We start from the raw sequence: 24,486 nt of genomic DNA on the forward strand, positions 1-24,486 counted from the left end.
CGCACGCTGTGCATACAGTGGCAGGAACGGCAGGAAGACCGCGGTTTCCACAACCGCATCCGCTCGCGAAGGGATGTACATGCCCATGGGTCACACGACCACAGCCGAGGCAGGCTCCGGGGGCCTGACAGCGACCGAGCACCGCCTGGCCAACGGTCTGCGCGTGGTGCTTTCCGAGGACCACCTGACCCCGGTGGCGGCGGTCTGCCTCTGGTACGACGTCGGCTCCCGCCACGAAGTCAAGGGACGTACCGGTCTGGCTCACCTTTTCGAGCACCTGATGTTCCAGGGCTCGGCACAGGTCAAGGGCAACGGTCACTTCGAGCTGGTGCAGGGCGCCGGCGGCTCGCTCAACGGCACCACCAGCTTCGAGCGCACCAACTACTTCGAAACCATGCCCGCCCACCAGCTGGAGCTCGCCCTCTGGCTGGAGGCCGACCGCATGGGCTCGCTGCTCGCCGCCCTGGACGACGAGTCCATGGAGAACCAGCGGGACGTCGTCAAGAACGAACGCCGCCAGCGCTACGACAACGTCCCCTACGGCACCGCCTTCGAGAAGCTGACCGCCCTGTCGTACCCGGAGGGCCACCCCTACCACCACACGCCGATCGGCTCGATGGCGGACCTGGACGCGGCCACCCTGGAGGACGCCCGCCAGTTCTTCCGCACCTACTACGCGCCGAACAACGCGGTGCTCTCCGTGGTCGGCGACATCGACCCCGAGCAGACCCTCGCCTGGATCGAGAAGTACTTCGGCTCCATCCCCGGGCACGACGGCAAGCCCGCGCCGCGCGACGGCTCCCTTCCGGAGGTCATCGGCGAGCAGAAGCGCGAGGTCGTCGTCGAGGAGGTTCCGGCGCGCGCCCTGATGGCCGCCTACCGGCTCCCGCACGACGGCACGCGCGCGTGCGACGCGGCCGACCTCGCCCTGACCGTCCTCGGCGGCGGCGAGTCCTCCCGCCTGTACAACCGGCTGGTGCGCCGCGACCGTACGGCCGTCGCGGCCGGCTTCGGCCTGCTGCGCCTGGCCGGCGCGCCCTCCATGGGCTGGCTGGACGTGAAGACCTCCGGTGACGTCGAGGTGCCCGTCATCGAGGCCGCCATCGACGAGGAGCTGGCCCGGTTCGCCGAGGAGGGGCCCACACCCGAGGAGATGGAGCGCGCCCAGGCCCAGTTGGAGCGCGAGTGGCTCGACCGGCTCGGCACGGTCGCCGGCCGCGCCGACGAACTGTGCCGGTACGCCGTCCTGTTCGGTGACCCGCAGCTCGCCCTCACCGCCGTGAAGCGCGTCCTGGAGATCACCCCGGAGGAGGTCCAGGAGGTCGCCAAGGCCCGTCTGCGCCCCGACAACCGCGCGGTGCTGGTCTACGAACCGAAGTCCCCGCAGGATGCCCCGGACGCCGACGTGCCCGAGGACCCGGAGCAGGAAGCGACCGTAGAGGCCGGTAACGAGAACGAGGAGACGGCCAAGTGACCGAGCTCGCCACCATGGACTTCCACCCCCAGCCGCAGCCCGGCGACGCCCGGCCCTGGGCGTTCCCGGCGCCCGAGCGCACCGCGCTGGACAACGGCCTGACCGTGCTGCGCTGCCACCGCCCCGGCCAGCAGGTCGTCGCCGTCGAGGTACTGCTCGACGCGCCCCTGGACGCCGAGCCGGCCGGCCTCGACGGCGTCGCCACGATCATGGCGCGGGCGTTCTCCGAGGGCACCGACAAGCACTCCGCCGAGGAGTTCGCCGCCGAGCTGGAGCGCGCGGGCGCCACGCTCGACGCGCACGCCGACCACCCCGGCGTCCGGCTCAGCCTGGAGGTCCCGGCCTCCCGCCTGGCCAAGGGCCTCGGCCTGATCGCCGACGCCCTGCGCGCGCCCGCCTTCGCCGAGAGCGAGGTCGAGCGGCTGGTCCGCAACCGCCTGGACGAGATCCCGCACGAGCTGGCCAACCCCTCCCGCCGGGCCGCCAAGGAGCTCTTCAAGGAGCTGTTCCCGGTGACCTCGCGCATGTCGCGTCCGCGCCAGGGCACCGAGGAGACCGTCGAGAAGATCGACGCCGCCGCCGTCCGCGCCTTCTACGACCGGTACGTACGCCCCGCCACGGCCACGGCCGTCGTGGTCGGCGACCTCACCGGGGTCGACCTGGACGCGCTGCTCGGCGACACCCTGGGCGCCTGGACCGGCACCCCGGGCGAGCCGCGGCCCGTGCCGCCGGTGACCGCGGACGACACCGGCCGCGTGGTCATCGTGGACCGGCCCGGCGCCGTGCAGACACAGCTGCTCATCGGCCGCGTCGGTGCCGACCGGCACGACCGCGTGTGGCCCGCCCAGGTCCTCGGCACCTACTGCCTCGGCGGCACCCTCACCTCCCGCCTGGACCGCGTGCTGCGCGAGGAGAAGGGCTACACCTACGGGGTGCGGGCCTTCGGACAGGTCCTCCGGTCCGCACCGGACGGCACGGGCGCCTCGATGCTCGCCATCAGCGGCTCCGTGGACACCCCCAACACCGGTCCCGCGCTGGAGGACCTGTGGAAGGTGCTGCGGACCCTCGCGGCGGAGGGCCTGACCGACGCCGAGCGGGACGTGGCCGTGCAGAACCTCGTCGGGGTGGCGCCGCTGAAGTACGAGACCGCGGCGGCCGTGGCGAGCACACTGGCCGACCAGGTCGAGCAGCACCTGCCCGACGACTTCCAGGCGACGCTGTATCAGCAGCTGGCCGCGACGGGCACGGTGGAGGCCACGGCGGCCGTCGTGAACGCCTTCCCGGTGGACCGCCTGGTGACCGTCCTCGTCGGTGACGCCGCCCAGATCAAGGCGCCCGTCGAGGCGCTCGGCATCGGCGAAGTGACCGTGGTGGCGGCCGAGTAGCACGGCACGCACGCGTGGGGCCCTGACGGTCAACACACCGTCAGGGCCCCAGCTGTTCCACTCCCTTCTCCAGATGCCCGATTTGGGACGGAGGTTGCCTGTCTGCCCTGTGGGATGCGCTACAAAGAACCGGATTCGTTTGGGATTCGACAGCAGCCTTCCGTAGCGTCGTCCGGGCTGTTCGTCAGGCAGTGCGCCGCACCCGCGGCACCGGACAGCCATCGCCGAGTCCCCGTACGGCGCGAGCCAGGGGAGCCGGGGACCCACGCAGTCCCTGGGGTGAATCGGGCGCCCGCGCGAACCGCGAGGGGGTCCGTAGGAGACCTTCCTGCTCCGAACCCGTCAGCTAACCCGGTAGGCGAGAGGGAAGGAAAGGACCAGCCACTTCATGGCGTTCATGTGCGCCACCGGGAAGCACCGCAAGCCCGGCCGGGTCAAGCGCACCACCGCTCAGGCGGCCGGCATCGCGGCCCTCACCACCACCGGCGTCATCGGCACCCTCGCGGCGTCTCCGGCGACGGCCGCCGAGAACACCGCCGAGCAGACCGGCCTCACCCCGGTGATCAGCGTCGGCGACGACATCGCCGAGCAGATCGACGCGCAGGCCGCCGCCCAGCAGCAGGCCGCCAACCAGAAGGCGGCCGAGCAGGCCGCGGCCAAGAGGGCCCATGAGCTCCGCGAGGCCAGGGCGCGCGCCGCCAGGGCGGCCGAGCGCGAGCGCCTGAACGCCTTCGTGATCCCGATAGCGAACTCCTACGTCTCCACCGGCTACCAGGCCAGCAGCTCCCTGTGGTCCTCCGGCCACCACACGGGCATCGACTTCCACGCGGCCAGTGGCACGCCCGTCCACGCGGTCGGCATGGGCACCGTCGTCTCCACCGGCTGGGGCGGCGCGTACGGCAACGAGATCGTGATCCGGATGGCCGACGGCATGTACACCCAGTACGGCCACCTGTCGTCGATCGGCGTCACGGTGGGCCAGCAGGTCACCCCGGGCCAGCAGATCGGCCTGTCCGGCGCGACCGGCAACGTCACCGGTCCGCACCTCCACTTCGAGGCCCGTACGAGCCCCGACTACGGCTCGGACGTCGACCCCGTCGCCTACCTCCGCAAGCACGGCCTGGACGTCTGACGCTCCTGCCGCACCCTGGGAAGCCCCGGCCCGCACCGGCCGGGGCTTTCACCGTTTTCCGTGCGTCCACCGGACCCGCCGACCAAAAAACTTCCATGGATTCCGGCCTGCCGTCGGAATGTCCGACGCATTGGAATAGAGTCACGGAACACGCGTCCATCGTCGACGTTTCACGGGGATTAAGGCGGAGGTCGGTCATGCGTATTCCGGCGCACTCGGTGTGCACGGCGATCCGGGACGACATCGTCGCCGGTGTCCATGAGCGCGGCGGCCGCCTCACCGAGGAAGTCCTGGCCCGCCGCTACGGCGTCTCGCGCGTCCCCGTCCGCGAGGCTCTGCGCACTCTGGAGGCCGAGGGCTTCGTGGTGACCCGCCGGCACGCGGGCGCGTGCGTGGCCGAGCCGACCGAGCAGGAGGCCGCCGACCTGCTGGAGATGCGCCTGCTCCTGGAGCCGCTCGGGGCCGCCCGGGCCGCCCAGCGCCGCACGGAGGCCCACCTGAAGGTGCTGCGCGGCCTGGTCAGGCTCGGTCAGGAGCGGGCCAGGAGGGGCCACAGCGAGGATCTGCGCTCACTGGGCGGCTGGTTCCACGAGACGCTCGCGCAAGCCTGTGGCAGCCCCTCGCTGACCGCGATGCTCAGCCAGCTGCGGCACAAGATCGCCTGGATGTACGCGGTGGACGCGCCACCGAGCCCGGTGGAGGCCTGGGCGGAACACGGCGCCATCGTGGACGCGGTGGCGCGCGGCGACGGCGAACGCGCGCGGGCGGTCACGGCGCTGCACACCGAGCGCGCGACGGCCGCGCACCGGCTGCGCTTTCCCGGGTCCGCCGAGCGTGTGAGGACTTCGCAACACGCCGTAAACATGTCGAGGCTTCGGCATTAACACGGGCGCCGTATACAAAGGAGGGGCTATTTGCCGGGTGCAGATTTCCGGTGCCATTTTCTCGGGCGTCCTGAATTCACGCTCCGGAAAACGCGGAAGCCGCGCCACCCGGAATGGGCGGCGCGGCTCCCTCGCTTTGCTCAGACGGTCTCGGGCAGCTCTTCCAGGCCCTCGGAGACCAGCTTGGCCAGCCGGTCCAGGGCGGCGTCCGCGCCCTCGGCGTCGGAGGCGAGGACGATCTCCTCGCCACCCTGGGCGCCCAGGCTCAGGACAGCCAGCATGGAGGCCGCGTTGACGGGGTTGCCGTCAGCCTTGGCGATCGTCACCGGGACACCTGCGGCCGTGGCGGCCCGGACGAAGATGGAAGCGGGGCGGGCGTGGAGGCCCTCGGCCCAGCCGACGTTGACGCGGCGCTCAGCCATGTGTTGCTGCCCTTCAGTACTCAGGGTTGTCTAGACCAGTTTCCCATATCGTGAAGCATGCCCGGAGCGGACCTTCGTCCGGCCCTGGCGTGTCGTCGGACCGCGGCCTCGGTCCGACTCGTCGTCCTCCACAGACTGCCCCGCGCCGTTGTCGTACGCGAGCCGTACTCTGGGGCCCATGCAGACCTCGGCGGACCGGCAGGACCGGCACCAGTACCCCGCCCACTGGGAGGCGGACGTGGTGCTGCGCGACGGGGGAACCGCACGCATCCGGCCCATCACCATTGATGACGCCGACCGCCTGGTCAGCTTCTACGAGCAGGTCTCGGACGAGTCGAAGTACTACCGCTTCTTCGCGCCGTACCCCAGGCTCTCCGCCAAGGACGTCCACCGCTTCACGCACCACGACTTTGTGGACCGGGTGGGACTCGCGGCCACCGTCGGCGGCGAGTTCATCGCCACCGTACGCTATGACCGCATCGGCGCCGACGGTCTGCCCGCCTCCGCGCCCGCCGACGAGGCCGAGGTCGCCTTCCTCGTGCAGGACGCCCACCAGGGCCGCGGGGTCGCCTCCGCCCTGCTGGAGCACATCGCCGCCGTCGCCCGCGAGCGCGGCATCCGCCGCTTCGCCGCCGAGGTGCTGCCCGCCAACACCAAGATGATCAAGGTGTTCACGGACGCCGGCTACACCCAGAAGCGCAGCTTCGAGGACGGCGTCGTACGCCTGGAGTTCGACCTCGAACCCACCGACCGCTCCCTCGCCGTGCAGCGCGCGCGGGAACAGCGCGCCGAGGCCCGCTCGGTACGGCGGCTGCTCGCGCCCGGTTCCGTGGCGGTCGTCGGCGTCGGCCGGGCCCCCGGCGGCGTCGGCCGCAGCGTCCTCGGCAACATCCGGGACGCCGGGTACGCCGGCCGGCTGCACGCCGTGAACACGGCCTTCCCGGAGGACCTCGGGGAGGTCGACGGGGTGCCGGCGCACCGGTCCGTGCGGGACATCGACGGCCCCGTGGACCTCGCCGTCGTCGCCGTACCGGCCGAGCGCGTGCCCGCCGTGGTCGCCGAATGCGGAGAGCACGGGGTGCAGGGGCTCGTGGTGCTCTCCGCCGGGTACGCCGAGAGCGGGCCCGGGGGACGCGAGCGGCAGCGGGCGCTCGTGCGGCAGGCACGCGCGTACGGCATGCGGATCATCGGCCCGAACGCGTTCGGGATCATCAACACCGCAGCGGACGTCCGGCTGAACGCCTCCCTGGCCCCGGAGATGCCCCGCCCCGGCCGCATCGGCATGTTCGCCCAGTCCGGCGCCATCGGCATCGCCCTGCTGTCCCGGCTGCACCGGCGCGGCGGAGGGGTCACCGGGGTCACGGGGGTCTCCACCTTCGTGTCCGCCGGCAACCGCGCGGACGTCTCCGGCAACGACGTCCTCCAGTACTGGTACGACGACCCGGAGACCGACGTCGCCCTCATGTACCTGGAGTCCATCGGCAACCCCCGCAAGTTCACGCGCCTCGCACGGCGGACGGCGGCGGCGAAACCGCTGGTCGTGGTGCAGGGAGTCGGATCCGCGCCACAGGGGCACGCCGTCCGGGCCACCCGGCTGCCGCACGCCACCGTCTCCGCGCTGCTGCGGCAGGCCGGGGTGATCCGGGTCGAGACGATCACCGAGCTGGTCGACGCCGGGTTGCTGCTCGCGCGGCAGCCGCTTCCCGCGGGGCCCAGGGTGGCGATCCTCGGGAACTCCGAGTCGCTGGGGGTGCTGACGTACGACCGCTGTCTCGCCGAGGGGCTGCGGCCGTCGCCTCCGGTCGATCTGACGACAGGGGCGACGGCGGAGGACTTCCACCGGGCGCTGACACGGGCGCTGGCCGACGACACGTGCGACTCCGTCGTGGTGACGGCGATACCGGCCATCGGGGAAGCGTCGCCGGGGGACGCGGAGTTGGCGGAGGCACTGCGGTCGGCTGCGGCGGCCGTTCCGGGGAAACCGGTGCTGGTGGTGCACGTGGAGCTCGGGGGACTTGCGGAAGCGCTGTCGGCTGCGGCGAGTACCGCACCCCAGGCCGTTGACAGGGCACCCGGTACCGCGGGTGGCGCCCGCCCGTTCCCCCCTGCGGAACGACTGCCCAGCGCGCCCGCGTCCCCTCCCGAAGGCACGCACCTCATCCCCGCCTACCCCGCCGCCGAGCGCGCCGTCCGCGCACTGGCCGAAGCCGTCAAGTACGGGCAGTGGCGGCGCGAGGCCCTGGATCCGGGGAAGGTGCCCGAGTACGACGACATCGACGAGAAGGGTGCCGCGCGGCTGATCGGTGAGCTGCTCGCGCGCGGGCAGGGACTCACCATCTCCGACGCCGAGACCTGCGAGCTGCTCGGGAAGTACGGCATCCCGGTGCGGCGAGCACTGCCCGCCCCCACGCCCGACGCCGCCGCCGAGGCCGCCCGCACGCTCGGCTACCCGGTGGCTCTCAAGGCCACCGCCCCGCACCTCAGACACCGCGCCGACCTGGGCGGCGTACGTCTCGACCTCGCGGACGAGGAGCAACTGCGCCGGGCGTACGCCGAGTTGACGGAGCTGTTCGGCAAGCCGGAGGAGCTGCGGCCGGTGGTGCAGGGCATGGCGCCGCGCGGCGTCGACACCGTCGTACGGGCGGTGATCGACCCGGCGGCCGGGGCCGTGCTGTCCTTCGGGCTCGCCGGGGCCGCCTCGCAGCTGCTCGGGGACATGGCGCACCGGCTCGTCCCGGTCACCGACCGGGAGGCGACCTCGCTGGTGCGCTCCATCCGCACCGCGCCGCTGCTCTTCGGCTGGCGCGGCTCCACACCCGTCGACACCCCCGCACTGGAGGAGCTGCTGCTGCGGGTGTCCCGGCTGGTCGACGATCACCCGGAAGTGGTCGCCGTCACCCTGGAACCGGTCGTCGTCGCCCCGCACGGCGTGAGCGCCCTCGGCGCCACGGTACGGCTCGCGCCCCCGCCCGCCCGCGACGACCTCGGCCCGCGCACGATGCCGGCCTACTGAGCGGGCGTGGGGGAGCGCGCGGAGACCGCCGGCCCGGAGGCCGGCTTCGCCGACCCGCCCACGGGACCCGTCCCCGGACCGCCACGCGCGCGTACGCGGACCTTCCCCGGGTCTGCGCGACTGGCCCGGACCCCCCTTGCCCACGGATTAGGATGGACGCCATGGCCAAGACCAGTACGACGACCCAGGGGCTGCGCGCGGCGATCGAGCGCAGCGGCTACTACCCGGCCCTCGTGGCCGAGGCGGTGGAGGCCGCTGTGGGCGGCGAGCCCATCCGGTCGTACCTGGTCCACCAGGAGACGACGTTCGACCAGAACGAGGTCCGCCGGCATGTCACGGTGCTGGTCCTCACCGGCAACCGCTTCATCGTCAGCCACACCGACGAGCAGGCCGCCGACAGCACCTCCCCGACGCCGTACGCCACCACCTCCACCGAGTCCGTGAAGCTCGGCCGGATCTCCTCGGTCGTGGTCAGCCGCGTGGTCGCGAACCCGGAGCAGTACGCGCCGGGCACGCTGCCCCGGGAGGTCGTGCTCACCATCGGCTGGGGCGCGGTCAACCGCATCGACCTGGAGCCCGCCGCCTGCGGCGACCCCAACTGCGACGCCGACCACGGCTACACGGGCAACTCCACGGCGGACGACCTCAGCCTGCGCGTCAGCGAGGCCGGGGACGGCCCGGAGACGGTGCGCCAGGCGCTCGCCTTCGCCCAGGCCATCTCGGAGGCGACCGCGGACATCGCGCACTGATGTCCCAGCTCTCCGCCTGGGACCACCCGGAACCGCTCGCCCTGGACACCGCGCCGCTGCCCGAGTACGGCACCGGCTCCCTCGCCGATCTGCTGCCCACCCTGGCCGCCGGGATGGGCGTCCCCGGCATGTCCGCGACGATCCCGGAGCTGACCGCCGCCGACCGCGTCTGTGTCTTCCTGGTCGACGGGCTCGGCTGGGAGCAGCTGCAGGCCCACCGGGACGAGGCGCCCTTCCTGGCCTCCCTGCTCGGCACCTCCCGCGGCGGCACCGGCCGCCCGCTCACCGCCGGCTACCCGGCGACCACCGCGGTCTCCCTCGCCTCCGTCGGCACGGGCCTGCCGCCCGGCGCCCACGGCCTGCCCGGCTACACGGTCCGCAACCCGGCCACCGGCGAGCTGATGAACCAGCTCCGCTGGCAGCCGTACACCGATCCGCGCGCCTGGCAGCCGTACCCCACCGTCTTCCAGCTGGCCGAGCAGGCCGGGGTGCACGCCGCACAGGTGACCTCGCCGGCCTTCGAGCACACCCCGCTCACCAAGATCGCGCTGAGCGGCGGCGGCTTCCACGGCCGGCTGAGCGGCGAGGAACGCATGGACCTCGCGGCCGCGCAACTGGCCGCCGGGGACCGCTCGCTGGTCTACACGTACTACTCCGAGCTGGACGGCGCCGGACACCGCTACGGCGTCGCCTCCGACACCTGGCGCGGCCAGCTGATGTACGTCGACCGGCTCGCCCAGCGCCTCGCCGAGCAACTGCCGCCGCGCAGCGCGCTGTACATCACCGCCGACCACGGCATGGTCGACGTCCCGTTCGACGAGGAGCACCGCCTCGACTTCGACACGGACTGGGAGCTGCGGGCCGGGGTCGCCCTGCTGGGCGGCGAGGGCCGGGCGCGGCACGTGTACGCGGTGCCGGGTGCCGAGAACGACGTCCTGACCGTCTGGCGCGAGGTGCTCGGCGAGCAGTTCTGGGTGGCCTCGCGGGACGAGGCGATCGCGGCGGGCTGGTTCGGGCCGCACATCGACGAGCGGGTGTACGCACGGCTCGGGGACGTGGTCGCGGCCGCGCACGACGACGTCCTGATCATCGCGTCCGAGCGGGAGCCCAAGGAGTCGGCGCTGGTCGGCAACCACGGTTCGATGACGCCCGCGGAGCAGCTGGTCCCGCTGCTCGAAGTACGCTCCTGAAGCCCCCTGTCCCGACTGTCCGCCGAAAGGTGCTCAACTCCTCATGCCCGAGCTGGTGTTCTTCTCCGGAACGATGGACTGCGGGAAGTCGACGCTGGCTCTGCAGATCGAGCACAACCGCTCCGCGCGCGGCCTCGTCGGCATGATCTTCACCCGGAACGACCGCGCGGGCGAGGGCAAGCTGTCCTCGCGGCTCGGCCTGGTCACCGACGCGGTGGAGGTCGCCGACGACCAGGACCTGTACGGCTATCTCGTGGAGCACCTCTCGCAGGGCGGCCGGGCCGACTACGTGATCGCGGACGAGGCGCAGTTCCTCGCACCCGGGCAGATCGACCAGCTCGCGCGCGTGGTCGACGACCTCGGCCTGGACGTGTACGCCTTCGGGATCACCACCGACTTCCGCTCCAAGCTCTTCCCCGGCTCGCAGCGGCTGGTGGAGCTGGCCGACCGTATCGAGGTGCTCCAGGTGGAGGCGCTGTGCTGGTGCGGCGCCCGCGCCACGCACAACGCCCGCACGGTAGGCGGCGAGATGGTCGTGGAAGGCGCCCAGGTGGTCGTCGGCGACGTCAACCAGGCGGCGGGCGAGGTCGGCTACGAGGTGCTGTGCCGTCGCCACCACCGGCGCCGGATGACCGCCGCAACGGCCCGCGCGGCGGCCCTCTCCCCGGACGTCCTCCCCGTCTCGGCGTCCTGACCCCTCGGGCCGGCCCAGGACCCGCCAGGGGCGTGGGGCTCGTTCCCGGCGCGCCCTGAGCCCGGTCGTCCCGTTCGGCCACGTGCTGGGCCGGTACGGCGCCCTGCCGTGCCCGCGTCCTCGTCCCGGCGTCCCGGGCCCGGCCGGGCCCGCCCGGCCGTCACGAGCCGGTCCAGCGCCCTTGCCGCCCCGTCCTCCGGGTCCTGGGACTCGCCCCGTTCGCGGCGGAGCCGCATGGCGGTGGGGGCCCCCCGCCCCGGGGCGCCCCCCCCCCCCCCCGGCCGGGGGGGCGCCCCGGCGGGCACTGGGGGGGGGGGGGGCCCCCGCACACCCCCCCCCCCCCCGCCCCCCCCGACCCCGGGTCCCTGGGCCTCCCCGCGTGGGGGGGGGCGCCGCTTGGGGGGGGGCCCCCGCGCCCGGGGCCCCCACCGCACCCGTCGGTCCGGGGGCGCCGCCGTTTCGCTCAGTGCGGGTTCTGGACCACGCAGAACTCCGCGCCCTCCGGGTCCGCCACCGTGGCCACGCGGCCGTGCGGGCTGTCGTGCGGCGGCCGGACGACCCGGCCGCCGAGGTCCGCGACCTGACGCGTCGTCGCGTCGGTGTCGGCGACCTCGAAGTACGTCTGCCAGTGCGGTCCGCGATCGCGGGGCAGGGCGTGGCCCACGCCGTGCAGTCCGGCCACCGGCCGGCCGGCGAGGTGGAGGGTCACGTAGTCGAAGTCGGCGGACACCACCGGCTCCTGCTCGTATCCGAACACGGTCGCGTAGAACTTGGCGACGCTCTCGGTCTCGAAGGTCACCAGCTCGTTCCACGCGGGCGTCCCGGGCACACCGGTGATCGCGCTGCCGACGTGCGCGGAGCCCTGCCAGATGCCGAACACCGCGCCGGAGGGGTCCGCGGCGATGGCCAGCCGCCCGGCCTCGGCGGCGTCCAGCGGGCCGACCGCCACCGTGCCGCCGCACTCCCGCACCGTGTCGGCCGTGTGGTCCACGTCGCCCGAGGCGAAGTACGGCGTCCAGGCGATCGGCAGCCGGCGGTCCGGGGGCAGCTGGCCCATGCCCGCCACCTCGTGCCCGTCCAGCAGCGCCCGCACATACGGGCCGAGCTGCTGCGGGCCCGGCCGGAACTCCCAGCCGAACAGCTCACCGTAGAACTCCTCGGTGGCGCCCAGCCCGTGCGCCATCAGGCTCACCCAGCAGGGCGTACCGGGCGCACGCCGCGCGTGCGGACCGGCCGGCTCCCGTGCCTCGGTCATCGATCACTCTCTCCCCGGCCCCTCGCGGTGGCCGTGTCGCATCCGCTCCCCGGAAGGGGTGTCCACGCCGGCGGCGGGTACGCCCGTGCCGGTGCCCGCATCGTCCACGGCTGCCTCGTGCGATACCGCGCAGCCGCCCGGCGCTACCTCCGGGAGGATGCCCGATCTGCCGTCTTTCGCCGCTTCCTGACGAGGGCCGGCGGGTGTCCGTCGGCTGTACAGCCCGTGCTCGATCCCGTACGCCTGGTGATCGAGCGTGTCCGGCCGAGCAGAGTAGCCGGACCTGGACGCCGCGGCCACCCCTGGCGTATGGATGGACGCCATGACAGCCATCATCACCGCAACCGATCTCGCGCACGAACTGGCCGGGGACCGCCCGCCGCTGCTGCTGGACGTGCGCTGGCAGCTGAGCCTGGCCAAGGCGGCGGGCGCGCCGGCCTTCGACGGACGGGCCGAGTACGCGGCCGGTCACCTCCCCGGCGCGGTCTTCGTCGACCTGGACCGTGAACTGGCCGGGGCGCCCGGGGCCCAGGGCAGGCACCCGCTGCCGGACCTCGCGGAGTTCGGTGCCGCGATGCGCCGTGCGGGCGTGTCGGCCACCCGCCCGGTCGTCGTGTGCGACGGCGGCCAGGGCTGGGCGGCGGCGCGCGCCTGGTGGCTGCTGCGCTGGACGGGTCACCCGGACGTGCGGGTCCTGGACGGCGGTCTGGCGGCCTGGGAGGGCGAACTGTCCACCGAGGCGCCGGAGGTGACCGAGGGGGACTTCCGGCCGGTACCGGCCGCCGCGGGGCTGCTGGACGCGGACGGGGCCGCGGCCCTGGCCCGCGCGGGTGTACTGCTGGACGCGCGTGCGGGGGAGCGGTACCGCGGCGAGGTGGAGCCGGTGGACCGGATCGGCGGGCACATCCCGGGCGCGGTGTCGGCGCCCACGACGGAGAACGTGGGTCCCGACGGCCGCTTCCTGCCCGCGGCGGAGCTGCGGGACCGCTTCAAGGCGCTGGGCGTCTCCACGGACACCGAGGTGGGCGTGTACTGCGGTTCGGGCGTCTCGGGTGCCCACGAGGTCCTCGCCCTCGCCGTCGCCGGCATTCCGGCGGCCCTGTACGTGGGTTCGTGGTCCGAGTGGTCCTCGGACCCGTCCCGTCCGGTGGCCGTCGGGGCCGATCCGCAGTAGGGGCAGCCGGAAGCGGGGCACGCACGCGTGCCCCGCTTCCGCCGTACGGCCTGCTTACTCCTGCTTCTTGCGCCGGGTGCCGAACACGATCTCGTCCCAGCTCGGGACGGCCGCGCGGCGGCCGGGGCGGACGCCGTCGGCCTCGGCCTGCCGGTCGGTCGCGCCGATGAGCCGGTCGCGGTGGCTGCCGACGGAGCGGGGCATGAGGACGTCCGCGTAGGCCGAGCCGGCCGAGGCGGCGGGGGCCGGCGGCTCCTCGGCGGCCGGTTCGTCGGCGGGCTCCTCCGGTGTCTCCGCGGGGCGCTCGGGGACCACGAGGTCGCCCCGGAAGCTCGGCACGGCCTCCAGCAGGCTGGTCAGCGAGTCGCGTTCGCCCGCGCTGTCCTCGGTGGGCTCGGACGGCTGCGCGGGCAGGCTCGGCCGCTCCCGGTCGCTCCGGTCGAGTGCGCGGTCCATCGAACGCTCGCGCGGCAGCCGGGCGATGCGCGGGACGAACGGGAAGCTCGGCTCGGGCACGGCGAGGTCGTCGGACTCGCCGATGAGCGAGCGCGCCTCCTCGTCCACGGCCTGGACGAGCCGCCGGGGCGGGTCGTACGTCCAGCTCGCCGAGTGCGGTTCGCCCGCGACCCGGTAGACGAGGAGCACCTCCCAGGTGCCGTCGTCACGGCGCCAGGAGTCCCACTGCACGGTGTCCTTCTCGGCGCCGCGCAGCAGCAGGCGTTCCTGCACGGTCTCGCCGAGCAGCGGGCCGGAGTTCTCGCCGGGACGGCGGACGGGGGTCTTGCGGGCGCGCTCCGCCATGAAGGCGCGCTCGGCCAGCACGGGCCCCTCGAACCGCCGTACGCGGTCGACGGGGATGCCGGCGAGCTGGGCGACCTCTTCCGCGGTGGCCCCGGCGCGTATACGCGCCTGGATGTCACGCGGGCGCAGATGGCTCTCGACCTCGATCTCGATCTGACCGAGACGCGGCCGGTCGCCGCGCACGGCGGCGCGGAGCCGTTCGTCGATCGGAAGCGTGTACTCCGTAGAGTCGGCAGCCTTGAGCACCAGCCGTGTGCCGTCATTCGAGACGGCCACGACACGCAGTTCGGGCATGGGGACCTCCCGGGTGGTGCCTGCCGACGTCACGTGCGTCGCTGCTTCCGCTAGTCGAGTGTGGCCTGCCCGGGTGCAGCCTGCCACAACCTTGCCGAGTTGCCCGGCGTGTCGGGCACGGACCCTGGGTCGCCGTTATGGCACGGTTACCTGTTCGCAACGCTAAGTGACCAAGTCTGTCACCCTGTGCAACTAGCCCCCCTCCCGGCGGTCCTGCAAGGCCGCGGACACCCTGGTGGGAGACCGGACCCAGGGCTCGCAACAGTACTCCATTTGGACCATGTGCGTGGATGGGCGCGCCGCCCAACTTCTGGCAAGGCCTACGACTTGGCCCTTGGCAACCGGTTTTACCGATCATGAAAGTGGCGAACGTCACGCAATCCGCAGAAACGGAACTATTGGCTTCGTCGGTCCGTCGCGGCGCCTACGACCCCAGGACCCTCCGCAGGTAGTCGTTCTGGAACAGCCGTTCCGGGTCGAGACGGTCCCTCAGTGCGGTGAACTCCGCGAAACGCGGGTACACGCGCGCGAAGTACTCCGCGTCCCGCGTGTGCACCTTGCCCCAGTGCGGCCGGCCCTCGTGCGCGGTGAAGATCCGCTCGGCGGCGGTGAAGTAGGCGTGGTAGGGCGTGCCCCGGAACATGTGGACGGCGATGTAGGCGCTGTCCCGGCCGGACGCGGTGGACAGGGTGATGTCGTCGGCCGGCGCGGTGCGCACCTCCACGGGGAAGCTGACGCGCAGCCCCGAGCGGTCGACCATGGCCTTCAGCTCCCGCAGCGTTTCCGCCAGGGCCGCGCGCGGGACGGCGTACTCCATCTCCACGAACCGCACCCGGCGCGGCGAGGTGAAGACCTTGTAGGGGATGTCCGTGTACGTCCGCGCGGACAGGGCCCTGCTGGAGATCCGGGCGATGGCCGGGACGGTGGCGGGCACGGCGCGGCCGACCCACTGGGCCACCTGGAAGACGCCGTTGGAGAGGAACTCGTCCTCGAACCAGCCGGCCAGCTGCCCCACGGGCTGCTCGGGGCCGGCGCTGCGGTTGTTCCGCTTGGTGTTGGTGTTGCCGGTGTGCGGGAACCAGTAGAACTCGAAGTGCTCGTTCTCGGCCCACAGTTGGTCGAACTCGGCCAGCACCCGCTCGAAGGGCATCGGCTCCTCGCGCGCGGTGAGCAGGAACAGCGGCTCCACGGCGAAAGTGATGGCGGTGACGACGCCGAGGGCGCCGAGGCCTGTCCGGGCGGCCGCGAAGACGTCCGGGTTCTCCTTCTCGGAGCAGGTGAGTACCGAGCCGTCGGCCGTGACGAGTTCGAGGCCCTTGATCTGGGCGGCGATGGAAGCGGACTCGCGGCCCGTGCCGTGCGTGCCGGTGCTGGTGGCCCCGGAGACGGTCTGCTCCATGATGTCGCCCATGTTGGTCAGCGACAGGCCCTCGCGCGCCAGAGCCGCATTGAGTCTCTTGAGCGGGGTGCCGGCCTCCACCGTGACCGTCATGGCCTCACGGTCAATCCTGCGTATCCCGGTCAACAGTTGAGGGCGGATCAACACACCGTCGGTGGCCGCGATCGACGTGAAGGAGTGGCCGGTCCCGACCGCCTTCACCTTCAGGCCGTCCTCCGCCGCCCGGCGCACCGCCGCGGCCAGCTCGTCCACCGACGCCGGCGCGACCTGCCGGGCGGGCCGCGCCGAGACGTTCCCGCCCCAGTTACGCCAGGTGCCGTTCTTCCCGCTCGCTGTGCTGCTCAACGGTGCCTCCCCGACCCGCGGCCGGCCTGCGCAGCCGGCGGTACCCCAGGAAACCGACCGCGACCGCGACGGCCCCGGACACGGCCGGAACCCCGTACCCGGACCCTGCCCCGGCGGCGTCGATCAGCCAGCCGGCCACGGAGGAGCCGAGCGCGACCCCGACCGCGAGGCCGGTGCTCACCCAGGTCATGCCCTCGGTGAGCTGCGCGCGAGGTACGTGCTCTTCGATGAGGGACATCGTCGTGATCATCGTCGGTGCGATGGACAGCCCCGCAACGAACAGCGCCACGGCCAGAAGCGGCAGGTTTCCGACCAGTAGGAGGGGGATCATACTCACGGCCATCCCCGCCACGCCCAGCAGCCAGCGACGTTCCGGCGCCCCGGCGAACCGCAGCAGCCCGAAGACCACGCCGGCCACACAGGAACCGGCCGCGTACAGCGCCAGCACGACACTCGCGGCGCCCTTGTGGCCGCGCTCGTCGGCGAAGGCGACGGTGACCACGTCCACGGAGCCGAAGATCGCGCCGGTCGCGGCGAAGGTCGCCACCAGGACCTGGAGCCCGCCCGAGCGCAGGGCCGTACCACCGCCGTGCTTCTCGCGCGGGTGCGGCTCCGGCTCCGTGGCGCGCTGGGCGGTGAGCCAGAAGACACCGGCGGCCAGGAAGCAGGCGGCGAGCAGCGGCCCGGCCTCCGGGAACCAGGCCGTGGACAGCCCGATGGAGATGATCGGGCCGAAGATGAAGCAGACCTCGTCGACGACCGACTCGAACGAGTACGCGGTGTGCAGCTTGTCGGTGCCCCGGTACAGCGCCGCCCAACGGGACCGGATCATCGCGCCCAGGCTCGGCACCGAACCGATCCCGGCCGCGCACACGAACAGCACCCAGTCCGGCCCCTTCAGGTGCGCGGCGAGCAGCAGCCCGGCCGCCGCCGAGAGCGCCACCAGGGTGGCCGGGCGCAGCACCCGGCGCTGCCCGTGCCGGTCGACCAGCCGGGAGATCTGCGGGCCGATCACCGCGGCGGACAGCGCCATGGTGGCCGACAGCGCGCCCGCGAGCCCGTACCGCCCGGTCAGCTGGGAGATCATCGTGACCACGCCGATGCCCATCATCGACAGCGGCATCCGGCCGAGGAGTCCCGCGGCGGAGAACGCCTTGGTGCCGGGTTCGGCGAACAGGGCGCTGTAGGGGCTGGGCACGTGGTCTCCGAAGCGGCTCGGTAAGGCGCGAATGCGGCGGATACAGATTACGAGTTAGGGGACCCTAATTGCACCTCGTTTGACCGCGGGAAAAACCGGCATAAACCGACTGGAACCCGACTCGTCACCCTGCTGTTGCCCGGCTGTCAGTACCGGGTGGCAGGATCGAGACATGCCAGACGCGCTCGATGCCACCCCGTACGACGCCCTGCTCCTGCTCTCCTTCGGCGGCCCCGAAGGCCCGGACGACGTGGTCCCGTTCCTGGAGAACGTCACGCGCGGGCGTGGCATCCCGAACGAACGCCTGAAGGAAGTCGGGCAGCACTACTTCCTGTTCGGCGGGGTCAGCCCCATCAACGCCCAGAACCGCGCCCTGCTGGACGCCCTGCGCAAGGACTTCGCCGAGCACGGCCTGGATCTGCCGGTCTACTGGGGCAACCGCAACTGGGCGCCGTATCTGACCGACACCCTGCGCGAGATGGTGGCCGACGGCCGCCGCCGCATCCTGGTGCTCACCACCAGCGCCTACGCCTCCTACTCGGGCTGCCGCCAGTACCGCGAGAACCTCGCCGACGCGCTGGCCGCCCTCCAGGCCGAGGGCCTGGAGCTGCCCAGGATCGACAAGCTGCGGCACTACTTCAACCACCCCGGCTTCGTCGAGCCCATGACCGACGGCGTGCTGCGCTCCCTCGAAGACCTCCCCGAGGAGGTCCGCGCAGGCGCCCACATCGCCTTCACCACGCACTCCATCCCGACCGCCGCCGCCGACACCTCCGGGCCCGTCGAGGCCCACGGCGAGGGCGGCGCCTACGTCGAGCAGCACCTGGACGTGGCCCAGCTGATCGCCGACGCCGTCCGCGAGCGCACGGGTGTGGACCACCCCTGGCGGCTGGTCTACCAGTCCCGGTCCGGCGCCCCGCACATCCCGTGGCTGGAGCCGGACATCTGCGACCACCTGGAGGAGCAGCACGCGGCGGGCGTCCCGGCCGTCGTGATGGCCCCGATCGGCTTCGTCTCCGACCACATGGAGGTCCTGTACGACCTCGACACCGAGGCCACGGCCACGGCCGGGGAACTGGGCCTGCCGGTGCGCCGCTCGGCCACCGTGGGCGCCGACCCGCGGTTCGCCGCCGCCGTCCGCGAGCTGATCACCGAGCGCGCCGCCGTCGAGCGCGGCCGGCAGGTCACCCCCTGCGCCCTGGGCGCCCTCGGCGCGAGCCACGACATCTGCCCGGTCGGCTGCTGCCCGTCCCGTACCCCCCGCCCGGCCGCCGCCGGCGCCGACAGCCCCTACGCGTGAGGAGCCCCGTGACCGACGCCCTGCACCGGGAACTGCTGGAGCTGGCCCAGGAGGCCGCCCGCCGGGCCGGAGAGCTGCTGCGCGACGGCCGCCCGGCCGATCTGGCCGTGGCGCGGACCAAGTCCAGCCCGATCGACGTCGTCACCGAGATGGACATCGCCGCGGAGAAGCTGATCACCGGTCTGATCTCCGGCCGGCGCCCCGACGACGGCTTCCTCGGCGAGGAGGGCGCCTCCAGCGACGGCACCAGCGGCATCCGCTGGGTGATCGACCCGCTCGACGGGACGGTGAACTACCTGTACGGGCTGCCGACCTGGGCGGTGTCCATCGCGGCCGAGCAGGACGGCGAGACGGTCGCCGGGGTCGTCGCGGCCCCGATGCGCGGCGAGACGTACCACGCCGTGCGCGGGGGCGGAGCATGGGCGACCGGCGCGTGGGAGGGCGAGCGGGCGCTCGCCTGCCGTCCCGCGCCCCCACTGGACCAGGCGCTCGTCTCCACCGGCTTCAACTACGTCACCGAGGTCCGCGCGCACCAGGCCGAGGTCGCCGGCCGGCTCGTCCCGCTGCTGCGGGACATCCGGCGCAGCGGCTCGGCGGCCGTCGATCTGTGCGATGTGGCCTGCGGCCGGCTTGACGGGTACTACGAGCGAGGGCTGAACGCGTGGGACTTCGCGGCGGGTGACCTGATCGCCCGCGAGGCCGGTGCCCTGGTCGGCGGGCGGCCGGGGGAGCGTCCTTCGCGGGACCTGACCGTCGCCGGCTCACCGGGCGTCTTCGAGCCGCTGCAGGGCCTGCTGGAGGACTTCGGGGCGTGGCACGACTGACCGGGAGCTGACGCCCCCGGACACGCAAAGGGGCCCCGGCGCTGGATTCGCCGGGGCCCCTTCTTGCGCTTTCGGGCCGATCAGACGCGTGACGCGCCGACCTCCACACCGTGTTCGGCGGCGAGGCGTCGCAGGTCGTCGAGCTCAGCCTGCTCCACTTCGACGAGGAAGTCGTCACCCTCGTCACGAGCCCGCGACAGGTCGGACTCGGTCGCCCTTATGCGCTGCAGAAGTCCTGCGGTGAAAGCGTCCATGCTGCGCCCCCTCGTCCTGGGTCGTGGGTCGGTGGCACGGGGGTGTGCCGGTTGGGAAAGGGGCGATCACGTCTCTCGCGGGTGCCCAGCGCTGCCCTGCCGGGCGGCGACGGTGCCGGACACCCGCGCCCGCTCTGCGAAGCGGGTCGCGGAGTACCGCATGGTGCTGCGGCACATGCAGAGCGTGATCGCGGGGTGTAAAGCCGTCCTCCCCCCGCTCCCCCGCCCGGAAACCTCAACCGGGGGAGAAAATCTCGTATTCCCGCCCTCGGCGCCGGTCTGCGTCGTCCGCAACCCGCCTTACAGCCGACTTACGGCCGAAAAGGGCAGGATGGAGGTCACACCCCACGAACACCCCTGCCCGCACGCGCCCACGGTGCGCCGTGCGGGTGGACAGAGGAAGGACTTGCGACGTGCGCGTACTCGTCGTCGAGGACGAGCAGCTGCTCGCCGATGCGGTGGCCACCGGACTGCGCCGGGAGGCCATGGCCGTCGACGTCGTGTACGACGGTGCGGCCGCCCTGGAGCGCATCGGCGTCAACGACTACGACGTGGTCGTCCTCGACCGCGACCTCCCGCTCGTGCACGGCGACGACGTCTGCCGCAAGATCGTGGAGCTGGGCATGCCCACGCGCGTGCTCATGCTCACCGCCGCCGGTGACGTCAGCGACCGGGTCGAGGGCCTGGAGATCGGCGCCGACGACTATCTGCCCAAGCCGTTCGCGTTCAGCGAGCTCATCGCGCGCGTGCGCGCCCTCGGCCGCCGTACGAGCGTGCCGCTGCCGCCGGTCCTGGAGCGCGCCGGCATCAAGCTCGACCCCAACCGCCGCGAGGTGTTCCGCGAGGGCAGGGAGATCCAGCTCGCGCCCAAGGAGTTCGCGGTGCTGGAGGTGCTCATGCGCAGCGAGGGCGCGGTCGTCTCGGCCGAGCAGCTGCTGGAGAAGGCCTGGGACGAGAACACCGACCCGTTCACCAACGTGGTGCGGGTCACCGTGATGACCCTGCGCCGCAAGCTCGGCGAGCCGCCGGTCATCGTCACCGTCCCCGGCTCCGGCTACCGGATCTGATCCGCCATGGCCGCCACCCCCGCACCGCCCCAGGCGCCGCCCAAGCCCACCTGGGACCCCAGGAGACCGCAGCCGCCCTTCCCGTGGCTGCGCCCGACCATCCGGATACGCCTCACGCTGCTGTACGGCGGCATGTTCCTGATCGCCGGCATCCTGCTGCTGTCCATCATCTATCTGCTGGCCGCACAGGCGATCAGCACCGGCAACCAGCCGCTGTTCAAGATCGTCAGCGGTTCGCAGATCCGGGTCTCCAGCGACAACTGCCCCGCGATCACCGCGATCAACTCCAGCCCGCTGCCGCTGTCCGACTTCAACGACGCGATCGCGCACTGCGTGGACCAGCAGCGCCAGACGGCCCTGGACGATCTGCTCAGCCGCTCGCTGCTGGCCCTGCTCGGCCTCGCCGTGATCGCGTTCGCGTTCGGTTACGCGATGGCCGGCCGCGTGCTGTCCCCGCTCGGCCGGATCACCCGCACCGCCCGCCAGGTGGCCGGATCCGATCTGTCCCGCCGGATCGAGCTGGACGGCCCGGACGACGAGCTGAAGGAGCTGGCGGACACCTTCGACGACATGCTGGAGCGGCTGCAGCGGGCCTTCACCGCCCAGCAGCGCTTCGTCGGCAACGCCTCGCACGAGCTGCGCACCCCGCTCGCGATCAACAGAACGCTGCTGGAGGTCCATCTGTCGGACCCGAACGCCCCGGTGGAGCTGCAGCAGCTCGGCAAGACGCTGCTGGCGACCAACGAGCGCAGCGAACAGCTGGTCGAGGGCCTGCTGCTGCTCGCCCGCAGCGACAACCAGATCGTCGAGCGGAAGCCCGTCGACCTGGCCGAGGTCGCCGCCCAGGCCATCGACCAGGTGCACGCCGAGGCCGACGCCAAGGGCGTCAAGATCCGCGGCGAGCGCAGGCCCGCCGTGGTGCAGGGCAACGGCGTGCTGCTGGAGCGGATCGCGCTCAACCTGGTGCAGAACGCCGTTCGGTACAACGTGCCCGAGGACGCTTGGGTCGAGGTGAACACCGAGGTCGAGCACGGACAGGCGGTGCTGACCGTCACGAACACCGGCCCGGTGGTGCCGGCGTACGAGATCGACAACCTCTTCGAGCCCTTCCGGCGGCTCCGCACCGAGCGCACGGGCAGCGACAAGGGCGTCGGCCTCGGTCTGTCCATCGTCCGGTCGGTGGCGCGCGCGCACGGTGGCCACATCGTGGCGCAGCCCCGTGAGGGCGGCGGCCTGGTGATGCGGGTCACCCTGCCGCTGTGATCCGGACCGACACACGCGGGGGATGTTCGCTTTGCGCGGAATTTTCGGGGCGCCGAACGGGGTTCACATTGTGTGATCAATCACATGGGAGGATTTCCGGTCATGTACGTTCCGTGATCATGACACATGGCAGAAAGCCGGGAAAGTCCTGGTTTTCAGGGCTCTTGATCACGGGAAGTACACGGTGAGGCGCCTTTGAGGTGCGGCATTCCAACCGTGTACGGTCCTCACCGCCAGCCAAGCCGATCACTCTTGAGGGGTCGGGTTGGGTGTCGATTGAGTAACAGACCTTGATGTGAGGCAAAATCTCCGCCTCAGGTCGGGCACAAGTCCGGCCTCTCACGCGTTACGTGCGCTGGAGACACCGCAGACACCCAGAGGGGGAGAGCGATATGGCAACCGATTACGACACTCCACGCAAGACCGACGACGACGTCGACTCGGACAGCCTTGAAGAACTGAAGGCCCGGCGGAACGACAAGTCCACCTCGTCGGTGGACGTCGACGAGTTCGAGGCCGCCGAAGGCCTCGAACTGCCCGGCGCCGACCTTTCGAACGAGGAACTGGCCGTCCGGGTGCTGCCGAAGCAGCAGGACGAGTTCACCTGCATGAGCTGCTTCCTGGTGCACCACCGCAGCCAGCTGGCCCGTGAGAAGAACGGTCAGCCGATCTGCCGCGACTGCGACTGAGGTCGGGTCGGCCGTGACTGGCTCGACCCCTCCACGGAAGCGCCGCTTCCCCCTCGGGAAAGCGGACGAAGGGCCGTCCGACGGCCCGCACGGCGCGCGTGACGACGAGTGGGGCTCACCCGACGAGGTGGCCCCGCTCGCACCGGCGACCGACCGGGCGGACCACCCGGCGCCGGTGCGGCAGCCCGCGCCCGTCGCACGGCGACGGGCCGCGGTGATGGGTGACAAGGCCCGGGAGCTGGCCCGGGAAGGGGCCCGCAGGGGCGGCAGCCGCGCTCGCGCGGGACTGGCGTACCTCGCGGACCGGATCATCGAGATCGCCCCGCGTATCCCCGTACGCGACCTCGCGACCCTGCGTCGGCAGTTCCCGGAGCTCGGCCCCGAAGGGCTCGCCGACAAGCTCGTGGCGGGCGCGGCGGCCGGCACCTCGGCGATCGGGGCCGGGATCGGAGCGGCGGCGATGCTGCCGGTGCCGCCGGCCATGCCGACCGAGCTGGCCGCGGAGATCACCGGGGTCGCCGCGATCGAGCTGAAGCTCATCGCCGAACTGCACGAGGTCTACGGCGTACGGCCGCCGGGGAACCTCAGGACCCGCAGTACCGCGTATCTCTCCTCCTGGTCGGAGGAGCGCGGCATCGACGTGGCGAAGCCGTCGACGTACGACGCGGCCCTCGGCGGCCGTATGAAGCGCGAACTGCGCCAGCAGATCATGAAGCGGATGGTCCGTGACCTGCCCCACCTCATGCCGTTCATGGTGGGCGCGGCGGTCGGGGCGGTCCTGAACCGCAGGGACACCAGGAGACTCGCCACCCGCGTCCGGGCCGACCTGCGCAAGATCCAGGTCCCCTGGGACGACCTGCCGGAGCTTCCCGCACTGGAGCAGCCGGCGGACCCGCTGAAGCTGCGCGATCTCCCGGAAGAGCTCTAGCGGAAGAGCCCTGGCGGAAGAGTCCTAGGGCCTGTCTGACAATTCCCGTCTGCCGCGCGACGCCATGCACGCTCCCCCGCTGCCTCAAGGGCGCGGGAGGTGCCCCCACTCGCCGCACCGGCCCCAGACCCAAGTACGTCCAGTACGCGGGTCTGGGCCCGGCACTCCTCCAGCCTTCGGCCGGGGGGACCCCCAGAGCACGCACCTGACCCCGCGCGGCCGCCCTTCGGGCGACGACGCGAATTGTCAGACAGGCCCTAGGCGTGGGCCTTCCGGGCCGCCTCGATCGCCGCCGCCAGCTTCTCCGGCTCCCGCGTCGACAGGTACAGGTACGGCGTCGGGTCCTCCGGGTCGGTGACCTCGACGCGCAGCGCCCCGGGGATGTAGGCGCGCAGCAGCAGGAAGGCACGGGTGTCGGCCTTGTACGTCCGCCAGGCGCGGGCCTCCTCGGCGTCCAGCACCTCCGACTCGCCCAGCGCCGACACCGGGATCTTCGCCTCGCCCGCGATCAGCGAGTCGCCCACCACACGGATCCGCGGGGAGCCGTACGCGCTGGCCACCACCGCCGCGGCCGCCGTACCGCCGACCAGACCGCCGAGCAGCGGCAGGGTGCCGAACGGGAGCAGGACCAGGGCGAACGAGACACCCACGAGAAAGCTGATCAGCCACCACGACCGGGGGGCGGTGAGGCGTTCTTCGTAGGGGGTGGCGGAGAGCTGCATGGGGCCAAGCTTGGCACGGGATCCTGATAC

Annotated in this window: 22 protein-coding genes and 1 riboswitch; of the genes, 15 read left to right on the plus strand and 7 right to left on the minus strand. The window is 72.5% G+C overall.

What is annotated here, in order from left to right; genetic code table 11:
- Positions 1-79: 79 nt before the first annotated feature.
- From ABT171_RS19715 to ABT171_RS19730, 4 genes are all read left to right on the plus strand, one after another.
- Positions 80-1,474 (plus strand): M16 family metallopeptidase, encoded by a 1,395-nt coding sequence (locus ABT171_RS19715; protein WP_351245424.1) that lies wholly within the window; start codon positions 80-82, stop codon positions 1,472-1,474.
- Positions 1,471-2,859, plus strand: a complete 1,389-nt coding sequence (locus tag ABT171_RS19720) for a M16 family metallopeptidase (protein WP_351245426.1) — start codon at positions 1,471-1,473, stop codon at positions 2,857-2,859. The genes ABT171_RS19715 and ABT171_RS19720 overlap by 4 nt, the downstream gene beginning before the upstream one ends.
- A gap of 212 nt (positions 2,860-3,071) precedes the next feature.
- A riboswitch (cyclic di-AMP (ydaO/yuaA leader) is annotated at positions 3,072-3,235 on the plus strand.
- Positions 3,236-3,247: 12 nt separating this feature from the next.
- Positions 3,248-3,991 carry a M23 family metallopeptidase gene (locus ABT171_RS19725; protein WP_351245428.1) on the plus strand — a complete coding sequence of 248 codons (744 nt, stop codon included), beginning with the start codon at positions 3,248-3,250 and terminating at the stop codon, positions 3,989-3,991.
- Positions 3,992-4,188: 197 nt separating this feature from the next.
- Entirely contained in the window at positions 4,189-4,875 is a 687-nt protein-coding gene (locus ABT171_RS19730; RefSeq protein ID WP_351245430.1) for a GntR family transcriptional regulator, read from the plus strand.
- A 140-nt stretch (positions 4,876-5,015) separates the two neighbouring features.
- Here ABT171_RS19730 and ABT171_RS19735 read toward each other — a convergent pair whose 3' ends face one another.
- On the minus strand, positions 5,016-5,297 hold the full coding sequence (locus tag ABT171_RS19735; RefSeq protein WP_351245432.1) for an HPr family phosphocarrier protein: 282 nt from the start codon (positions 5,295-5,297) through the stop codon (positions 5,016-5,018).
- A 178-nt stretch (positions 5,298-5,475) separates the two neighbouring features.
- Between ABT171_RS19735 and ABT171_RS19740 the strand changes: the two genes are divergently transcribed.
- The 4 genes from ABT171_RS19740 (at position 5,476) to ABT171_RS19755 (ending at position 10,943) form a co-directional block, all read left to right on the plus strand.
- On the plus strand, positions 5,476-8,310 hold the full coding sequence (locus tag ABT171_RS19740) for a bifunctional acetate--CoA ligase family protein/GNAT family N-acetyltransferase (RefSeq protein ID WP_351245433.1): 2,835 nt from the start codon (positions 5,476-5,478) through the stop codon (positions 8,308-8,310).
- Positions 8,311-8,471: 161 nt separating this feature from the next.
- On the plus strand, positions 8,472-9,059 hold the full coding sequence (locus tag ABT171_RS19745) for a DUF5998 family protein (RefSeq protein ID WP_351245435.1): 588 nt from the start codon (positions 8,472-8,474) through the stop codon (positions 9,057-9,059).
- Complete coding sequence (locus ABT171_RS19750) at positions 9,059-10,249, plus strand: alkaline phosphatase family protein (protein WP_351245437.1); 1,191 nt, start codon at positions 9,059-9,061, stop codon at positions 10,247-10,249. The genes ABT171_RS19745 and ABT171_RS19750 overlap by 1 nt, the downstream gene beginning before the upstream one ends.
- Positions 10,250-10,292: 43 nt before the next feature.
- Complete coding sequence (locus tag ABT171_RS19755) at positions 10,293-10,943, plus strand: thymidine kinase (protein WP_351245439.1); 651 nt, start codon at positions 10,293-10,295, stop codon at positions 10,941-10,943.
- Between the two features lie 463 nt (positions 10,944-11,406).
- Here ABT171_RS19755 and ABT171_RS19760 read toward each other — a convergent pair whose 3' ends face one another.
- On the minus strand, positions 11,407-12,198 hold the full coding sequence (locus ABT171_RS19760) for a VOC family protein (RefSeq protein WP_351245441.1): 792 nt from the start codon (positions 12,196-12,198) through the stop codon (positions 11,407-11,409).
- A 322-nt stretch (positions 12,199-12,520) separates the two neighbouring features.
- Here ABT171_RS19760 and ABT171_RS19765 point away from each other — a divergent pair, with 322 nt between their 5' ends.
- The gene (locus ABT171_RS19765) at positions 12,521-13,372 is read left to right on the plus strand and encodes a sulfurtransferase (RefSeq protein ID WP_351245443.1); all 852 of its coding nucleotides are present in this window, start codon (positions 12,521-12,523) and stop codon (positions 13,370-13,372) included.
- 54 nt (positions 13,373-13,426) lie between these two features.
- Here ABT171_RS19765 and sepH read toward each other — a convergent pair whose 3' ends face one another.
- From sepH to ABT171_RS19780, 3 genes are all read right to left on the minus strand, one after another.
- Positions 13,427-14,467 carry a septation protein SepH gene (gene sepH, locus ABT171_RS19770; RefSeq protein ID WP_351245445.1) on the minus strand — a complete coding sequence of 347 codons (1,041 nt, stop codon included), beginning with the start codon at positions 14,465-14,467 and terminating at the stop codon, positions 13,427-13,429.
- 424 nt (positions 14,468-14,891) lie between these two features.
- Positions 14,892-16,211, minus strand: a complete 1,320-nt coding sequence (locus tag ABT171_RS19775) for a D-arabinono-1,4-lactone oxidase (RefSeq protein ID WP_351245447.1) — start codon at positions 16,209-16,211, stop codon at positions 14,892-14,894.
- Positions 16,171-17,409: an MFS transporter gene (locus ABT171_RS19780; RefSeq protein ID WP_351245449.1), complete on the minus strand. Its 1,239-nt coding sequence runs from the start codon at positions 17,407-17,409 to the stop codon at positions 16,171-16,173. Before ABT171_RS19780 ends, ABT171_RS19775 begins: the two co-directional genes overlap by 41 nt.
- A gap of 172 nt (positions 17,410-17,581) precedes the next feature.
- Between ABT171_RS19780 and ABT171_RS19785 the strand changes: the two genes are divergently transcribed.
- Positions 17,582-18,709, plus strand: coding sequence for a ferrochelatase (locus tag ABT171_RS19785; protein WP_351245451.1), 1,128 nt, complete (start codon positions 17,582-17,584; stop codon positions 18,707-18,709).
- A gap of 8 nt (positions 18,710-18,717) precedes the next feature.
- The gene (locus ABT171_RS19790; protein ID WP_351245453.1) at positions 18,718-19,533 is read left to right on the plus strand and encodes an inositol monophosphatase family protein; all 816 of its coding nucleotides are present in this window, start codon (positions 18,718-18,720) and stop codon (positions 19,531-19,533) included.
- Between the two features lie 80 nt (positions 19,534-19,613).
- Here the strand turns inward: ABT171_RS19790 and ABT171_RS19795 are convergent, their stop codons facing one another.
- Positions 19,614-19,787: a hypothetical protein gene (locus tag ABT171_RS19795; protein WP_023546087.1), complete on the minus strand. Its 174-nt coding sequence runs from the start codon at positions 19,785-19,787 to the stop codon at positions 19,614-19,616.
- Between the two features lie 413 nt (positions 19,788-20,200).
- Here ABT171_RS19795 and ABT171_RS19800 point away from each other — a divergent pair, with 413 nt between their 5' ends.
- From ABT171_RS19800 to ABT171_RS19815, 4 genes are all read left to right on the plus strand, one after another.
- Positions 20,201-20,854, plus strand: coding sequence for a response regulator transcription factor (locus ABT171_RS19800; RefSeq protein WP_351245455.1), 654 nt, complete (start codon positions 20,201-20,203; stop codon positions 20,852-20,854).
- A 6-nt stretch (positions 20,855-20,860) separates the two neighbouring features.
- Positions 20,861-22,117 carry a sensor histidine kinase gene (locus ABT171_RS19805; RefSeq protein WP_351245457.1) on the plus strand — a complete coding sequence of 419 codons (1,257 nt, stop codon included), beginning with the start codon at positions 20,861-20,863 and terminating at the stop codon, positions 22,115-22,117.
- Positions 22,118-22,509: 392 nt separating this feature from the next.
- On the plus strand, positions 22,510-22,806 hold the full coding sequence (locus ABT171_RS19810) for a DUF4193 domain-containing protein (RefSeq protein ID WP_003997302.1): 297 nt from the start codon (positions 22,510-22,512) through the stop codon (positions 22,804-22,806).
- Positions 22,807-22,819: 13 nt separating this feature from the next.
- Positions 22,820-23,734 carry a hypothetical protein gene (locus ABT171_RS19815; RefSeq protein WP_351245459.1) on the plus strand — a complete coding sequence of 305 codons (915 nt, stop codon included), beginning with the start codon at positions 22,820-22,822 and terminating at the stop codon, positions 23,732-23,734.
- A 257-nt stretch (positions 23,735-23,991) separates the two neighbouring features.
- Here the strand turns inward: ABT171_RS19815 and ABT171_RS19820 are convergent, their stop codons facing one another.
- Complete coding sequence (locus ABT171_RS19820) at positions 23,992-24,456, minus strand: DUF3093 domain-containing protein (RefSeq protein WP_351245461.1); 465 nt, start codon at positions 24,454-24,456, stop codon at positions 23,992-23,994.
- Positions 24,457-24,486: the final 30 nt, after the last annotated feature.

This window comes from Streptomyces sp. NPDC001851 (genome assembly GCF_040297165.1).
GTDB lineage: Bacteria > Actinomycetota > Actinomycetes > Streptomycetales > Streptomycetaceae > Streptomyces.

Excerpts from the sequence above, each read along its gene's own strand:
- ABT171_RS19715 (WP_351245424.1), top strand. The coding sequence starts at position 80 with ATGCCCATGGGTCACACGACCACAGCCGAGGCAGGCTCCGGGGGCCTG.
- ABT171_RS19725 (WP_351245428.1), top strand. The coding sequence starts at position 3,248 with ATGGCGTTCATGTGCGCCACCGGGAAGCACCGCAAGCCCGGCCGGGTC.
- ABT171_RS19730 (WP_351245430.1), top strand. The coding sequence starts at position 4,189 with ATGCGTATTCCGGCGCACTCGGTGTGCACGGCGATCCGGGACGACATC.
- ABT171_RS19735 (WP_351245432.1), bottom strand. The coding sequence starts at position 5,297 with ATGGCTGAGCGCCGCGTCAACGTCGGCTGGGCCGAGGGCCTCCACGCC.
- ABT171_RS19740 (WP_351245433.1), top strand. The coding sequence starts at position 5,476 with ATGCAGACCTCGGCGGACCGGCAGGACCGGCACCAGTACCCCGCCCAC.
- ABT171_RS19745 (WP_351245435.1), top strand. The coding sequence starts at position 8,472 with ATGGCCAAGACCAGTACGACGACCCAGGGGCTGCGCGCGGCGATCGAG.
- ABT171_RS19750 (WP_351245437.1), top strand. The coding sequence starts at position 9,059 with ATGTCCCAGCTCTCCGCCTGGGACCACCCGGAACCGCTCGCCCTGGAC.
- ABT171_RS19755 (WP_351245439.1), top strand. The coding sequence starts at position 10,293 with ATGCCCGAGCTGGTGTTCTTCTCCGGAACGATGGACTGCGGGAAGTCG.
- ABT171_RS19760 (WP_351245441.1), bottom strand. The coding sequence starts at position 12,198 with ATGACCGAGGCACGGGAGCCGGCCGGTCCGCACGCGCGGCGTGCGCCC.
- ABT171_RS19765 (WP_351245443.1), top strand. The coding sequence starts at position 12,521 with ATGACAGCCATCATCACCGCAACCGATCTCGCGCACGAACTGGCCGGG.
- sepH (WP_351245445.1), bottom strand. The coding sequence starts at position 14,467 with ATGCCCGAACTGCGTGTCGTGGCCGTCTCGAATGACGGCACACGGCTG.
- ABT171_RS19785 (WP_351245451.1), top strand. The coding sequence starts at position 17,582 with ATGCCAGACGCGCTCGATGCCACCCCGTACGACGCCCTGCTCCTGCTC.
- ABT171_RS19795 (WP_023546087.1), bottom strand. The coding sequence starts at position 19,787 with ATGGACGCTTTCACCGCAGGACTTCTGCAGCGCATAAGGGCGACCGAG.
- ABT171_RS19805 (WP_351245457.1), top strand. The coding sequence starts at position 20,861 with ATGGCCGCCACCCCCGCACCGCCCCAGGCGCCGCCCAAGCCCACCTGG.
- ABT171_RS19810 (WP_003997302.1), top strand. The coding sequence starts at position 22,510 with ATGGCAACCGATTACGACACTCCACGCAAGACCGACGACGACGTCGAC.
- ABT171_RS19820 (WP_351245461.1), bottom strand. The coding sequence starts at position 24,456 with ATGCAGCTCTCCGCCACCCCCTACGAAGAACGCCTCACCGCCCCCCGG.